Source organism: Microvirga brassicacearum (genome assembly GCF_008757455.1).
Lineage (GTDB): Bacteria > Pseudomonadota > Alphaproteobacteria > Rhizobiales > Beijerinckiaceae > Microvirga > Microvirga brassicacearum.
In genome coordinates this window covers 55897-70203 of record NZ_VCMV01000001.1, presented here as the reverse complement: position 1 = coordinate 70203, position 14307 = coordinate 55897, and the positions used below count along the sequence as shown (strand labels likewise).

11 protein-coding genes are annotated in these 14307 nt (G+C 62.7%); 8 read left to right on the top strand and 3 right to left on the bottom strand.

What is annotated here, in order from left to right:
- Nucleotides 1–6: 6 nt before the first annotated feature.
- Genes FEZ63_RS00300 through FEZ63_RS00285 form a run of 4 tightly spaced genes read left to right on the top strand, consistent with a single transcriptional unit; the run spans nt 7 to nt 5973 of the window.
- Nucleotides 7–1872 (top strand): ABC transporter ATP-binding protein, encoded by a 1866-nt coding sequence (locus FEZ63_RS00300; protein WP_150941638.1) that lies wholly within the window; start codon nt 7–9, stop codon nt 1870–1872.
- Nucleotides 1869–3797: an ABC transporter substrate-binding protein gene (locus FEZ63_RS00295; RefSeq protein WP_150941637.1), complete on the top strand. Its 1929-nt coding sequence runs from the start codon at nt 1869–1871 to the stop codon at nt 3795–3797. Before FEZ63_RS00300 ends, FEZ63_RS00295 begins: the two co-directional genes overlap by 4 nt.
- Complete coding sequence (locus tag FEZ63_RS00290; RefSeq protein ID WP_150941636.1) at nt 3794–4813, top strand: ABC transporter permease; 1020 nt, start codon at nt 3794–3796, stop codon at nt 4811–4813. The genes FEZ63_RS00295 and FEZ63_RS00290 overlap by 4 nt, the downstream gene beginning before the upstream one ends.
- Nucleotides 4810–5973 carry an ABC transporter permease gene (locus FEZ63_RS00285; RefSeq protein WP_150941635.1) on the top strand — a complete coding sequence of 388 codons (1164 nt, stop codon included), beginning with the start codon at nt 4810–4812 and terminating at the stop codon, nt 5971–5973. The genes FEZ63_RS00290 and FEZ63_RS00285 overlap by 4 nt, the downstream gene beginning before the upstream one ends.
- A gap of 333 nt (nt 5974–6306) precedes the next feature.
- Here FEZ63_RS00285 and FEZ63_RS00280 read toward each other — a convergent pair whose 3' ends face one another.
- A complete protein-coding gene (locus FEZ63_RS00280; RefSeq protein WP_150941634.1) occupies nt 6307–7728 on the bottom strand; it encodes a DEAD/DEAH box helicase in 1422 nt (473 codons plus the stop codon).
- A 351-nt stretch (nt 7729–8079) separates the two neighbouring features.
- On the opposite strand from FEZ63_RS00280, the gene FEZ63_RS00275 reads away from it, so the two are divergent.
- The 3 genes from FEZ63_RS00275 to glpK all read left to right on the top strand — a co-directional run bounded on the left by FEZ63_RS00275 (nt 8080) and on the right by glpK (nt 12434).
- On the top strand, nt 8080–9279 hold the full coding sequence (locus FEZ63_RS00275) for an MFS transporter (protein ID WP_150941633.1): 1200 nt from the start codon (nt 8080–8082) through the stop codon (nt 9277–9279).
- 99 nt (nt 9280–9378) lie between these two features.
- On the top strand, nt 9379–10899 hold the full coding sequence (locus tag FEZ63_RS00270; protein WP_150941632.1) for a glycerol-3-phosphate dehydrogenase: 1521 nt from the start codon (nt 9379–9381) through the stop codon (nt 10897–10899).
- A 50-nt stretch (nt 10900–10949) separates the two neighbouring features.
- The gene (gene glpK / locus FEZ63_RS00265; protein ID WP_150941631.1) at nt 10950–12434 is read left to right on the top strand and encodes a glycerol kinase GlpK; all 1485 of its coding nucleotides are present in this window, start codon (nt 10950–10952) and stop codon (nt 12432–12434) included.
- A gap of 54 nt (nt 12435–12488) precedes the next feature.
- Here glpK and FEZ63_RS00260 read toward each other — a convergent pair whose 3' ends face one another.
- Complete coding sequence (locus FEZ63_RS00260) at nt 12489–12911, bottom strand: HIT family protein (protein WP_150941630.1); 423 nt, start codon at nt 12909–12911, stop codon at nt 12489–12491.
- A gap of 246 nt (nt 12912–13157) precedes the next feature.
- Between FEZ63_RS00260 and FEZ63_RS00255 the strand changes: the two genes are divergently transcribed.
- Nucleotides 13158–13352: a con-10 family general stress protein gene (locus tag FEZ63_RS00255; RefSeq protein ID WP_150941629.1), complete on the top strand. Its 195-nt coding sequence runs from the start codon at nt 13158–13160 to the stop codon at nt 13350–13352.
- A gap of 60 nt (nt 13353–13412) precedes the next feature.
- Here FEZ63_RS00255 and FEZ63_RS00250 read toward each other — a convergent pair whose 3' ends face one another.
- Nucleotides 13413–13958 (bottom strand): hypothetical protein, encoded by a 546-nt coding sequence (locus FEZ63_RS00250; protein ID WP_150941628.1) that lies wholly within the window; start codon nt 13956–13958, stop codon nt 13413–13415.
- Nucleotides 13959–14307: the final 349 nt, after the last annotated feature.

Sequence of the window (14307 nt, the reverse complement as noted above, 5' to 3'; positions counted from 1 at the left end):
AAGCCTATGGATGAGCCGCTCCTGTCCGTCCGCGAGCTGACGGTGGATTTCGTCACGGATTCCGGAAACTTCCGGGCTGTGGACGGGCTGACCTTTGACATTCCCAAGGGCAAGACCGTGGCGCTCGTAGGGGAATCGGGGTCGGGCAAGTCCATCACCGCCCAGGCGATCCTCCAAATCCTTCCCAAGCAGGCGAAGATCGGGGCCGGCAGCATCGTGTTCAACGATCCGGCAATCGGAGATGCGGTCGACATCACGGGTCTTGAGGCGGAGAGTTCCGCCATGCGCGAAATGCGCGGCGGCCGGATTGCGATGATCTTCCAGGAGCCGATGACATCGCTCTCGCCGCTCCACACCATCGGCGACCAGATTTCGGAAAGTTATCTCACGCACATTGCCGACGACCCCGCCGAAGCCAAAATCCACACCCTGGAAGTGCTGGAGCGTGTGGGATTTCCGGACCCGAAGCGGGCGTTGAATACTTATCCGTTCGAATTGTCCGGCGGCCTGCGGCAGCGCGCGATGATCGCCATGGCGCTCATCACACGGCCGGCACTTCTGATCGCCGACGAGCCGACGACCGCGCTCGACGTGACGACGCAGGCGCAGATCCTGGATCTCATCAAGAAATTGCAGATCGAGACCGGCATGTCGGTCCTGCTCATCACCCATGATCTCGGCGTGGTGGCGAATGTGGCCGACGAGGTGGTGGTGATCTATCGCGGCCGCGTGATGGAGGCAGGGTCGCGCGACGACCTGTTCCGCCGAGCGCAGCATCCCTATCTGCAGGCGCTCATGCGCGCCGTTCCCCGCTTCGCCATGGCTGAGGGCGAGCGCCTGACGCCGATCCGGGAGGTGACGAGCGAAGTGCTGGCGCATGCGCAGACGCCCGAGCGGATCGCGCCTGCAGGCCCCATTCTCCAGGCTGAAGGCTTGACCAAGACTTTCACGCTCCGGTCGGGCTGGTTTTCCGGCAAGGTCCGCACCATCCACGCGGTGAATGGCGTGGATCTCGCACTGCCGACCGGAAAGACGCTTGGGCTCGTCGGTGAATCGGGTTGCGGCAAGACCACCGTTTCAAAGATCATCATGCGGGCGATGAACCCGGATTCCGGCCATGTGCTGTTCGACGACGGCACCGGGCCGCGCAAGGTTCACGAGCTCGAGGGTGACGCGCTCACAGCCTATCGGCGGAACGTCCAGTTCATTTTCCAGGACCCCTTCTCGTCGCTCAACCCCCGCATGACGGTTTATGAATTGCTCACCGAGCCGTTGCGCATCCATCGTATCGGCACATCGGACGAGCGGTATGAGCGCGCCAAGCAGCTGCTCGACATGGTGGGCCTTAACCAGCGGGTCCTGCGACGTTATCCGCATTCCTTCTCCGGCGGGCAGCGCCAACGCATCGGCATCGCCCGCGCGCTCGCGCTGGAACCACGGGTGCTGATCTGCGATGAGCCCGTCTCGGCGCTCGACGTCTCGGTGCAGGCGCAGGTGCTGAACCTCCTGAAGGATCTGCAGGCAGCGCTCGGGCTGACCTATCTGTTCGTGTCACACAATCTCGCGGTGGTGGATTACATCGCCGACACGATCGCCGTCATGTGCCGGGGCTACATTGTCGAGGAAGCTCCCAAGACGTCCCTCTTCCGCAACCCGGTTCATCCCTACACGCAAGCGCTCCTCGCAGCAGTGCCCGATCCCGATATCGATCGTCCGCTCGATTTTGAGAAGCTCCGGGTCGGCCGTTTTGCCGATCCGTCGCAATGGCCCGAGCCATTCAGGCTGGCGGCGGGCGAGTTCGGCAGCATGAAGGAAATCGAACCCGGCCATAAGGTGCGCCTTGGAACCGAGTTCGTCAGGGAGGCGGCATGATGTTGGCAAACCTCCGGATCAGCGCATCGGCAGCGTTGTGCGTGCTGGGCCTGCTGGTGTTCCCAGCCAACGCGATCGAATTCAGCGAGGCGCCGCTTCTCACCGAGAAGGTCGGGCGCAAAGAGTTGCCGCCGGTCTTACAGCGCCTGCCGCAAACGCCATTGATTGTGGAGCCGATGGACGGCGAGGCGGGGCAATATGGCGGCGACGTCATCACGCTCGTGCCGCGCTCACGCGATATCCGCTACATCACCACCTACACCTACACGCGGCTGCTCGGGTATAACCGCAGGCTCGAACTCAAGCCCGACCTTCTCGAAAACGTCCACAACATCGACGACCGCATCTTCACGTTCACGCTGCGCGCCGGCCATCGCTGGTCCGATGGCGCGCCGTTCACCGCTGAGGATTTCCGGTATTACTGGGAGGACATCGTCAACAATCCCGACCTGTCGCCGGCCGGTGTCCCCGAATTCATGATGGCGGGCGGCAAGCCGGCCAAATTCGAGATCCTCGACGAGCGGCACGTGCGCTACACCTGGGATCATCCCAATCCGCGCTTCCTGCCGCAGCTGGCGGGCGCCGTCGATCCGGGCATCTATCGTCCGGCGCATTACCTCAAGCAATTTCACGCCAAATATGCCGACAAGGCGAAGCTCGAGGAGGCAGCCAAAGCCCAGAAGTTGAAATCCTGGGCAGCCCTTCACAACCGCGTCGACGACATGAAAGAGCAGACCAATCCCGATCTGCCGGTATTGCTGCCGTGGCGCGTGACGAACCGGGCTCCGGCCACCCGTTTCACATTCGAGCGCAATCCCTATTATCATCGCGTCGACACCAAGGGGCAGCAGCTTCCCTACATCGACCGGATCATCATGGATGTGTCGGCGAGCGGCTTGTTCGCCGCGAAAGCCAATGCGGGCGAGGTCGATCTTCTCTTTCGCGGGTTGTCGATGAGCGACATTCCGGTGCTGAAACAGGGCGAGAAAGCGCAGGGCTACACCACGTTGTTGTGGCCTTACGCGCGCGGCTCGGAGCTCGCGCTCTATCCCAATCTCAATGCTTCGGATCCTGTGTGGCGGGCATTGAACCGCGACCTCCGATACCGCCGCGCGCTGTCCCTCGGAATCGACCGGAAAACGTTGAACAACGCGCTCCTCTTCGGCCTCGGCATCGAGGGCAACAACACCATCATGGAGCAAAGCCCGCTCTACCATCCGATGCTGCGGACCCAGAACGCGACCTACGACCCGGGCGAGGCCTCGCGGCTTCTCGACGAGATCGGGCTCACCAAGCGCAATGCGGCCGGCATCCGGTTGCTGCCCGATGGACGCGAGCTTGAAATCATTGTCGAAACCGACGGCGAAAGCAGCCTCGTGGTCGATGGCCTGACGCTCATTACCGAGTTCTGGCGCGAGATCGGCGTGAAGCTTTTCGTGAAGCCGCAGGACCGCACCGTGATGCGAAACCGCGTCTATGCGGGATTGACCGTCATGGTCGCCGGCCAGGGCTTCGACAACGCTATCCCGACCGCGTTGATGCCGCCGACGGAATTCGCGCCGATGCGGCAGGACAATTATGCGTGGTCGAAATGGGGCCAGTACGTGGAGACCAAGGGCAAGACCGGCGAAGCGGTGGATATTCCCGCAGCCAAGCGGCTGCTCGCCGTCTATGAGATCTGGATGAACACCGGCAACCGCACCGTGCAGCGGGACGTCTGGAGCGAAATCCTGAGCAACCACGCGGAAAATCAGTGGACCATCGGCACGGTCGCCGGTGCCCTGCAACCCATCGTCGTCCGCAACGGATTGCACGGCCTGCCGAAAAAGGCACTTTATTCATGGGAGCCGACGGCGATGCTCGGCATCTACCGCGTCGATCAGATTTACTGGAACAAGGCCGTTCTCAAAGAGGCTCGCAGATGATTACTTTCCTGTTGCGTCGCTTCGTTACCATGTGTGTGACGCTGCTGATCATCTCGGCCCTTGTCTTCGCGATCATCAAATTGCCGCCCGGCGACTTTCTGACCAATCAGATCGCAGAACTGCGCGCGCAAGGAGAATCCGCTTCCGTCGCCAAGGCCGAATTTCTCATCAAGCAATACGGGCTCGACCGCCCGGTCTGGGAGCAATACCTGGTCTGGCTCGGCGTGATGCCGGGTCAGAACGGTTTTTCAGGCCTGCTGCAAGGGGACTGGGGCTGGTCGTTCGAATATGATCGTCCGGTGGTGGAAGTTGTCGGCGACGCTCTTTGGCTGACGCTTCTGGTCAACTTCGCCGTGGTGATCTTTATCCATCTCGTGTCGATCCCGATCGCCATCTACTCCGCGACGCGGCAATATTCCATAGGCGACTACATCGCCACCTTCATCGGCTATATCGGGCTTGCCACGCCGAGCTTTCTGCTCGCGCTGATCCTGCTCTACTACGTCAACCGCTGGTTCGGCGTGTCCATCGGCGGTCTCTACGACGCGCAATATGCGGGTGAGCCATGGACGTGGCCGAAAATCCAGTCGCTCATGTCGCATCTCATCGTGCCGACCATCGTGATTGGTCTCGGCGGCACGGCGGCGATGATCCGGCGCATGCGTGCGAACCTGCTCGATGAACTCGGCAAGCAATATTACGTGACGGCGAAGGCGAAGGGTCTTACCCCGCGCAAGGCACTGCTGAAATATCCGTTCCGCATGTCGCTCAACCCGTTCATCTCCGACATCGGCAACCTGCTGCCGCATCTGGTTTCGGGCTCGGTGCTGGTGTCGCTGGTGCTGTCCCTGCCGACGGTCGGGCCGATCCTGCTCAGTGCCCTGAAGAGCCAGGATCAGTTTCTCGCCGGCTTCATCCTGATGTTCGTCGCAGTTCTCACGGTCATCGGCATGCTTGTCTCCGACCTTCTGCTTGCCTGGCTCGATCCGCGCATCAGGATGGGAGGCGGCCGATGAACGAGTCGCTTTCTGTGAAGCAGCATTATGTGGATTCGGCGGCCTTCGATCCGGGCGCGACGGAGCCGATGGGATCGGAGAGCGAAAGCTTCTATCGCGCATCATCCTGGCGGCTGATGTGGTGGAAATTCCGCCGCCACAAGGTTGCGGTCGCGGCAGCCTTCATCTTGTTGGTCTTCTACGCCATGGTTCCCTTCGTCGAGGTGATCGCGCCCTACAATCAGACCAAGCGCCATGGGGATTTTCTCTATGCACCGCCGCAATCCGTGCACCTCATGCATGAAGGCCGCTTCATCGGGCCGTTCGTCTACCCGTATCAATTCACATTCGACATCGAGAGCTTCCGCCGGGTCTACACGATCGACACGTCGACGCCGCAGCCGATCCGTTTCCTGTGCCGGGCGGATGGATACGATTTCTGGGGATTGGTCCCAGCGAATGTGCACCTGTTCTGCCCGCCCGAGAACGGCACGATGTTCCTGCTCGGCACCGATCGGCTCGGGCGCGACCTTCTCTCGCGCATCATCTATGGCGCCAGGATCTCGCTCACCATCGGCATCGTCGGCATCGCCGTGTCGTTCACGCTCGGGCTGTTGTTCGGCGGATTGGCGGGCTATCTCGGCGGCTGGGTCGATCACGTGATCCAGCGCATGATCGAGATCCTGCGATCGCTGCCGGAATTGCCGCTCTGGCTTGCGCTTTCCGCGGCGCTGCCGGCGAACTGGAGCCCGATCCTCGTCTTCTTCGGCATCACCATCATTCTCGGCCTGCTTGATTGGCCAGGCCTTGCCCGTGCGGTCCGCTCGAAGCTGCTGTCCTTGCGTGAGGAGGATTTCGTAAAGGCGGCGGAACTCATGGGCGCCTCGAAGCAGCGCGTGATCTCGCGCCACCTCATTCCGAATTTCATGAGCCACCTGATCGCTTCCGCAACCTTGTCGATTCCGTCGATGATCCTCGGCGAGACCGCCTTGTCGTTCCTCGGCCTTGGCTTGCGCCCACCGATCACCTCATGGGGTGTGCTGCTGAACGAGGCGCAGAACCTCGCCGCCGTGCAGCTTCATCCGTGGCTGCTGTTTCCGATCATTCCGGTGGTGATCGTCGTGCTGGCGTTCAACTTCATGGGCGACGGATTGCGCGACGCGGCGGACCCGTATCATTAGGCACCGCCCGACGGAATCACCTCTCCCCGCCGGGGAGAGGTCGAGCGGAGCGAGGGTGAGGGGTGGGACCTTTCCGGACAGCGCGCATCCCCTCACCCGGACCTGCGGTCCGACCTCTCCCTCGAGGCAGAGGTGGAAAAGCGGCACCGCCCGACAGAATCACCTCTCCCCAGCCGGGGAGGGAGGTGAGGTGAGACCATTTCGGACAACGCCGCGAAGCCGCAATGTCGGACTAAGCGCTCGGCCGATTGCCAAGAGCCCTGCAAAAAAGGCGCCTTTTTGGGGCGCCTTTTTTGACCTTATACGGCCTTCGGTCAGAATAAGGTCGATTGCTCAGCGGCCGCGCGGGCCCTTGTCGAGCCAGCTGACCTGACGGCCATCGCCGCGGGCCTCACCGCTCCGTGCGGGCTGTTGCTGCTGGCGTTGTCCGCCATTCGGGGAACCAGCGGGCTTCGCGCCGCGCGGGCGGTGGCGCTTGGGGCCGCGATCGGCGTTGGGATCGGCATTGCGCGGCGCGCCGTGCCCCTGATGCCCGCGGGCATGGGGAGCGGAACGCGGACGCTGCGACTGCTGCCGGCGCGGCTCACGGGGTTCTTCCCGCTCGCCAGCCACCGGACCGGCCTGAAAGCCTTCCGGAAGTGCCGCAACCGGAACCTTGAGGCGCGTCAGCTTTTCGATGTCGCGCAGGAAAGCCCGCTCTTCATCGTTGCAGAACGACAGCGCAATGCCCGTCGCGCCCGCGCGGGCCGTGCGGCCGATGCGATGGACGTAGGATTCGGGCACGTTCGGCAGGTCGTAGTTGATCACGTGGCTGACGCCATCGACGTCGATGCCGCGCGCTGCGATGTCCGTCGCAACCAGCACCCGGCACGAGCCGGCGCGGAAGGACGCGAGCGCCCGTTCCCGTTGCGGCTGCGACTTGTTGCCGTGGATGGCGGCCGCGTTGATGCCGGCCTTGTCGAGACCGCGCACGATCTTGTCGGCGCCATGCTTGGTCCGGCTGAAGACGAGGACGCGGTCGATCGCCGGATCCTGCAGAACCGTTTCGATGAGAGCCTGCTTGCGTCCGGTGGCGACGAACATCACGCTCTGCTCAACCCGCTCGGCGGTGGTCGCGACCGGGGTCACGGCGACGCGGGCGGGATCACGCAAGAAGGTATCGGCCAGGGTCGAGATGGTCTTCGGCATGGTGGCCGAGAAGAACAGCGTCTGGCGCTCCTTCGGCAGCATCGTGACGATGCGCTTGAGCGCATGGATGAAGCCGAGATCGAGCATCTGGTCCGCTTCGTCGAGAACCAGAATCTCCACGTCGCGCAGGCTCAGTGCCCGGCGGTCGATGAGATCGAGCAGGCGACCGGGGGTCGCCACCAGGACATCGACGCCGAACGAGAGATCGCGCTCCTGCTTGCCGATGGCGACGCCACCGAACACCACCGAGGTAGTGAGCTTCATGTGACGGCCATAGGTGCGGAAGCTGTCGGCGATCTGGCTTGCCAGTTCGCGCGTTGGGCTGAGGACGAGGACGCGGCAGCCCTTGCGGATTGCGGCGCGGGGTTTTTCAGACAAACGGTGGATGATCGGCAACGCGAATGCTGCCGTCTTGCCGGTGCCGGTCTGGGCGATGCCGCAGATATCGCGGCCGGCCATCACGAACGGGATGGCCTGCGCCTGGATCGGGGTCGGCTTCTCATAGCCTTCGGTCGCAAGCGCCTTCAGGATCGGCTGCGCCAATCCAAAGTCGGTGAAAAGTGTCAAAGTGAGTGTCTTTCGAGCAGAGAAAAGTGAGCCAAAAAGGCCAAGTTCGTCATGCCAAATTCATGTTGGAAGACGGGCGCTGCCGGGCTCTTGGCGACCACCGCGTGATGGGCAGTCGAGCGGTCAAGCGATTGAAGAAAGGGGCCGGGCCTCCACCTTCAGGCGGATATCCGTCACGCAGCCCCACTCAAGCGGCTCCCGATGGGAGCGCTGACGCCGTGCTGTGCATATGATGGATAAAGCCCTGTTCGTCAAGCTCCGCTCCTGACATAAGGGCCGCCACCGCCCCCGTTGGTGCCACGATCTTCCGGAGAGTCGATCGGCGCGGGGCCGAACGAGGTGCAGGCCCAGATGTCTCGTCCCGACCGTATGCCATGGGGTTTTGTGGCTGCCCTATCCGTCACCCAGCTGGTTTCATACGGGACGCTCTTCTACGCTTTCGCCCTTCTGATCGAACCGATGGAACGGGATCTCGGCTGGTCCAAATCGGCCCTGACCGCCGCCTATTCGCTCGCCCTCGTCTCGTCGGCTTTCTTCGCCGTGCCGGTCGGCCGGCTGATCGACCGGGGCTACGGCCGGGCAGTGATGACCGGCGGCTCGGTCCTGGCCGCGATCCTCCTCGCCTTCTGGTCACAGGTCGGCGATTACGCGCTCTTTTTGCTGATCTGGATCGGATTGGGCGCGTCCATGAGCGCTGTTCTGTACGAGCCCGGCTTTGCGGTCCTGGCCCTGCGGCTGGGGTTTCAGGCGCGGCGCGGCATCACCGTGATGACGCTGATCGGCGGATTCGCCAGCACCGTCTTCATCCCCCTCACCCACGTTCTGATAGAGGCCTATGGGTGGCGCGGCTCGCTTCTTCTGCTCGCCGCGCTCAACCTTGTGATCTGCGCCGCATTGCATGTGGTGAGCATCCCCAAGGCGGCCGCCCGGCCGGCGCGGAGGTCCGAGCCGGAGCCCTCGGCTGCCCGGTCCGATCCGCGGCGCGTGCTCTCCAAGCCCTCGTTCTGGTGTTTCGTGGCGATGTCGGTTTTCCAGGGATTTATTTCCACCGGCCTTCCCATCCACCTCATACCGCTGCTGGCCGAACGGGGTTTCTCCCTCGAATCGGCGGTCATTGCGTATTCGGTGATCGGCCCGGCGCAGGTCGCCGCACGCTTCGCGACCGGCTTTGGCGAGCGGGCGCTGAGCCTGCGGGCAATCGGGGTCGTCACCATGGCGATGAGCACGCTTGGTTTTGGGCTTCTGCCCTTCATTCCAGCCGGTTCCTGGCTACTGATCGTTTTTGCACTCCTCTACGGCGCGTCCAACGGCATGCTGACGATCGTCCGGGCCCTCCTCCCGCAGGAATTGTTCGGCCGCGAGGATTACGGCGCCATCCAGGGCATGATCGCGATGCCGGTTCGCCTCGCCCAATCGGCGGCTCCGTTTGCTTTCGGGGCGATCTGGGCCTGGTGGGGCAGCTATCAGGCGGTGACGATCCTTTGTTTCGTGATGGCCCTCGGCTCCTTCATCGCGTTTGTGCTAAACCTCGTCGTGGCAAAGGACTCGTGAAGCGGCCGGTTCGAGCCTTGAATTCAGGTGCCTTAGACGGCTAAAGGAATTCTTTGCAGAGCGCCGGACCCCTCCGGCTTTCGAGGAAAGACGCGTTTCGTGGCGACAATAACCGATCTTCTTATCGTGGGCGGCGGCATCAACGGCGCGGGCATCGCGCGCGATGCGGTCGGTCGTGGCCTCTCGGTCGTTCTGTGCGAACAGGCCGATCTCGCCGGCTACACGTCATCGGCCAGCACCAAGCTGATCCACGGCGGCCTGCGATATCTGGAATATTACGAGTTCCGCCTCGTGCGTGAAGCGCTTTTCGAACGTGAGCGCCTGCTCGAGGCAGCTCCCCACATCATCTGGCCGCTGCGCTTCATTCTCCCGCATGAGAAGGGAATTCGCCCGGCCTGGTTCGTGCGCCTCGGCCTGTTCCTCTACGACCATCTGGCGCCGCGCAAACGGCTGCCGGGGACACAGACGATCCATCTCACCCGCCATCCGGCCGGACAGGCTCTCAAGCCGGGTTTCGACACCGCTTTCGTCTATTCCGATTGCTGGGTCGAGGACAGCCGCATGGTGGCGCTGAGTGCCCTCGACGCCTTCGAGAGAGGCGCCGACATCCGCGTTCGCACCAAGCTCGTCTCGGCGCGCCGTGATGGCGACACCTGGCTCGCGATCCTCGAGGATACGCAGAAGGGAACGACCTATGAGATCCGCGCCCGCGCCGTCGTCAATGCGGGCGGGCCGTTCGTGGCCGACGTTCTCAACACGAAGCTCGGCCTCAACACCAACAAGCAAGTGCGCCTGGTCAAAGGCAGCCATATCGTCGTGCCGAAGCTGTTCGACGGCGATCAGGCATTCATCCTGCAGAACAAGGACAAGCGGATCGTGTTCGCGATCCCCTATCAGGGAAAGTTCACGCTCGTCGGCACCACCGATGTCCCAGTCGAGGCGGTGCCCGACAGGAAGGTCGTGATCAGCGACGATGAGATCCGCTATCTCTGCGACGCGATCAACCACTTCTTCAAACGCGAGATCGAACCCGGCGACGTGGTGTGGACCTATTCGGGCGTACGTCCGCTGTTCGACGACGGGTCGAGCAACGCCTCGGCGGTCACGCGCGATTACGTCTTCGAACTCGACGCGCCCCACGACCAAGCGCCCGTGCTGTCGATTTTCGGCGGCAAGATCACGACGTTCCGCAAGCTTGCCGAACACGCCCTCGAAGACCTGAGGCGCTTCTTCCCCGACATGAAACCGGCCTGGACCGAAACGGCTAAACTTCCCGGCGGCGATATGCCGGATGCGGATTTCGAGCGCTTCTTCGCGAGCGTCAAATCACGCTTTCCCTTCCTCGACGATGCGCTCGCCTTTCGCCTGTCGCGCGCCTACGGCACCCGCATCGCCGAGTTGCTCAGCGGCGCGAATTCGATGGCGGATCTCGGCGAGGATTTCGGTGCCGGTCTCACGGCGGCCGAGGTTGATTATCTCGTGCGCCGCGAATGGGCGCGCACCGCTGAGGATATCCTCTGGCGGCGCTCCAAGCTCGGTCTCCATGTGCCGGCCGATGCGGCGGCGAGGATCGACGCCTACCTGTCGACGCGGGACGTCGCCCAGTTTGCCGCACAATAAGCCGCGCGCTGCAACGTCCTTAACGAAGAGAAACGCGGGGGAGCTTTTTCATGGCCAAATATGTCGGGGCGATCGACCAGGGCACCACCAGCTCACGCTTCATCGTGTTCGATCAGGCGGGATCGATCGTCTCCGTGGCGCAGAAAGAGCATCAGCAGATCTACCGCAAGCCGGGCTATGTGGAACATGATCCGATCGAGATCTGGCGCAACACCGAAAGTGTGATCGCCGAGGCGCTGGCCCGAAAGGGACTTGGTCCGCGGGATCTTGCAGCCATCGGAATCACCAATCAGCGCGAGACCACGCTGATCTGGGACAGGCACACCGGCACGCCGCTGCACAACGCCCTTGTCTGGCAAGACACGCGGGTGGATTCCATCGTCGCCGAATATGCCCGCGATGGAGGGCACGACAGGCTGCGCAGCAAGACGGGCCTGCCGCTCACCAGCTATTTCTCGGGATTGAAGCTGCGCTGGCTTTTGGACAACGTTCCGGGCGCGCGGGAGAGAGCTGCCGCGGGCGACGTCCTGTTCGGCACCATCGATACCTGGCTGGTCTGGAACCTGACGGGCGGCCAATGCCACATCACCGACGTGACGAATGCCAGCCGCACGCAGTTGATGGATATCAGGACGCTGCGATGGGATGACGACATCCTGGCGCTGTTCGACATCCCCGATGCCTGCCTGCCGACGATCGTGTCGTCGAGCGACCTCTATGGCGAGGCCGTGGGGCTTCTCGCGGGCGTTCCCATCGCGGGGATTCTCGGCGATCAGCAAGCCGCATTGGTGGGCCAAGCCTGCTTCGAACAGGGCGAGGTGAAGAACACCTACGGCACCGGTTGCTTCATGCTGATGAACACCGGCGAGACACCTTATGCGTCGAAACACGGCCTGCTTACCACCGTCGGCTACCGGTTCGGCGAGGCCAAGACCGTCTACGCGCTCGAAGGCTCGATCGCGATCGCCGGGGCGCTGGTGCAATGGCTGCGGGACAATCTCGGCCTGATCGAGCAGAGCACCGACATCGAGCCGCTGGCGCGCAGCGTGCCGGATAATGGCGGCGTGACGATCGTCCCCGCCTTCTCGGGCCTCTACGCCCCCCATTGGAACGCCGGCGCGCGCGGCCTCATCGGCGGGCTGACCCGGTTCGCGAACAAGGGGCACATCGCCCGCGCGGCGATCGAGGCCACGGCCTTCCAGACCATGGAGGTGCTTCAAGCCATGACGCAGGATACGGGAATCGCCGTCAAGGAACTCCGCACCGACGGCGGCATGGTGGTGAACGAACTCCTGATGCAGTTCCAGGCCGACATTCTCGATGTCCCGGTGGTGCGGCCCAAGGTGATCGAGACGACGGCGCTGGGTGCAGCCTATGCGGCCGGGCTTGCGACGGGAATTTGGGGTGGGACGGACGACCTCGTGGGCAACTGGGCCGCCGACAAGCGCTGGCAGCCGGTCATGCCGGAGAACGAAAGACGCCGCCTCAATGCAGGCTGGGCAAAAGCCGTTGGACGGGCGGTGGATTGGGCGTGAGGCCTCAAGCTTGGCTGATCGTCCCGCGCATGGGCTCGCCCGCCGAACTCGCTCTCACTGGTCGAGGACGCGCCGCAACTTCTCCGCATTTGCCGACAGGATCTCGGGTTTTTCCATCTCGCCCGTATGCGGCTTGAGCGGAACCCCCTCCCAGCGCGGAAGGATGTGGAAATGCAGGTGAAACACCACCTGCCCGCCTGCGCTCTCGTTGAATTGCTGGATGGTCAGGCCGTCCGCACCGAACGCCTGCTTGGCTGCCTTCGAGACGGTTTGAACCGTCTTGATCAGGTCTGAAAGCACGTCGGCGTCCACGTCCAGGATGTTCCTGACCTTGGCTTTCGGGATGACGAGAACATGGCCCTCGCCTCGGGGCATGATGTCCATGAAAGCGAGCGCGTCGTCTGTTTCGTAGACTTTCTGACAGGGGATTTCCCCTCTCAGAATTTTGGCGAAAATATTATTGTCGTCATACGGCATGTGGCGTCTCTTTTCGGTGATCGTGCGCTTTCAAGATTACCCGCTTTCGGACCGGACGATAGGCGTCTCGCGGTGGCCAAGCGCAGATCTTGCCGTTCGCCCAGACGCTATTTTTCCTATTGGGCCGCCTTTGTCCGTTTCCCAAATACGCGCTGCGATTCCTTGCAAAGGTTATCCACGCTCCTACGGAACCATAGCAACATCAGGCTGTTTTCAAGGGAGACCTAACCTCCAGGAGGCTTTGAGATGGCGACAGGAAGTTCGACTTCGAAGCGGGGCTTCGCGTCGATGGATGGCGATCGTCAACGCGAGATCGCAAGCAAGGGCGGCAAGAGCGTTCCGGCGGAGAAGCGGTCGTTCTCTCAAGACCGCGAATTGGCCTCCGAGGCCGGACGGAAGGGCGGACAAGCGTCCGGTACGAATCGCCCTTCTCAGGACTAGCCCCAACCAACAAACGCTAAGGGGGCCGCTGGACGGCCCCTTTATTTTTGTCCGCAGGCTTTAAGTTTTGAACCGGAAAGCCGCGTCATCCGCCGAGGCGAGCAGCATCGGCTGATCGCCGCCGTGGGGCGTGGAAGCAGAGCCGCCAACCAGATCGAAGGCGGGCCATGGGAGACCGGCCTGTGCTATCCGCGACAAAAGACGTTCTGCAGCCGGAATAGACGACCCTTCAGTCGGAATGCCGAGCGCGGTGGCCGCTTCCTCGATCGCCGTTCTCCGTCCCCAGACCCGGGCGGCACCGACCAGCGCAATCAGGTTTCGCTCGTCAGCAGACATGCGGCGCGAACCGGGGGCTTGGTAGGTGAAAGGCTGGGGCCGCTCTCGGGCGACGGAGAATGCCAGGAGGGTGGCGTCGGAGACGATCGCTCGGGCAAGCGCGGACGATGTCCACCTGTTGAGTTCCCGCTCAGCTTGCGCCAGGGCGGCAAGATCATGCGCCGGCTCAAGTTCGCTCGTGGAGCGGAACAGATCCAGGACAGGAACGACCGACGGGTGAAGCAGCACCGAGACGACGTCGTCCTCGTTCTGGAACTCGTCTCCAGCCATGATCCTCGATTATCCCGCAGCTAAGAATTTGAACATGGCCCCCCGCCCGATGTGGTGGCGAAAGCCGGAACGACCAAGTGACGACGAAGCATCAACGGGCACATCACGCCGTCTTCATCTTTCGTCGGCACCAATCCGCTAAACAGCGACAGCACTGACGCATAGTCACTCGGTGGCGAACTGGAAGCAAGCCGACAAAACTCGTCGGGCAACTCCTCCTGGCAGAGAAAGGCTTCAATTTCATTCGCAGCCGTCACAATTACCTCCCTGGGACAGGCGATCACCTGTGTCTGAGGAACGAACCGCAGAGAATCCGGTTCCGGGTGCGGCAAAGCGCGCAGCCAAGAAA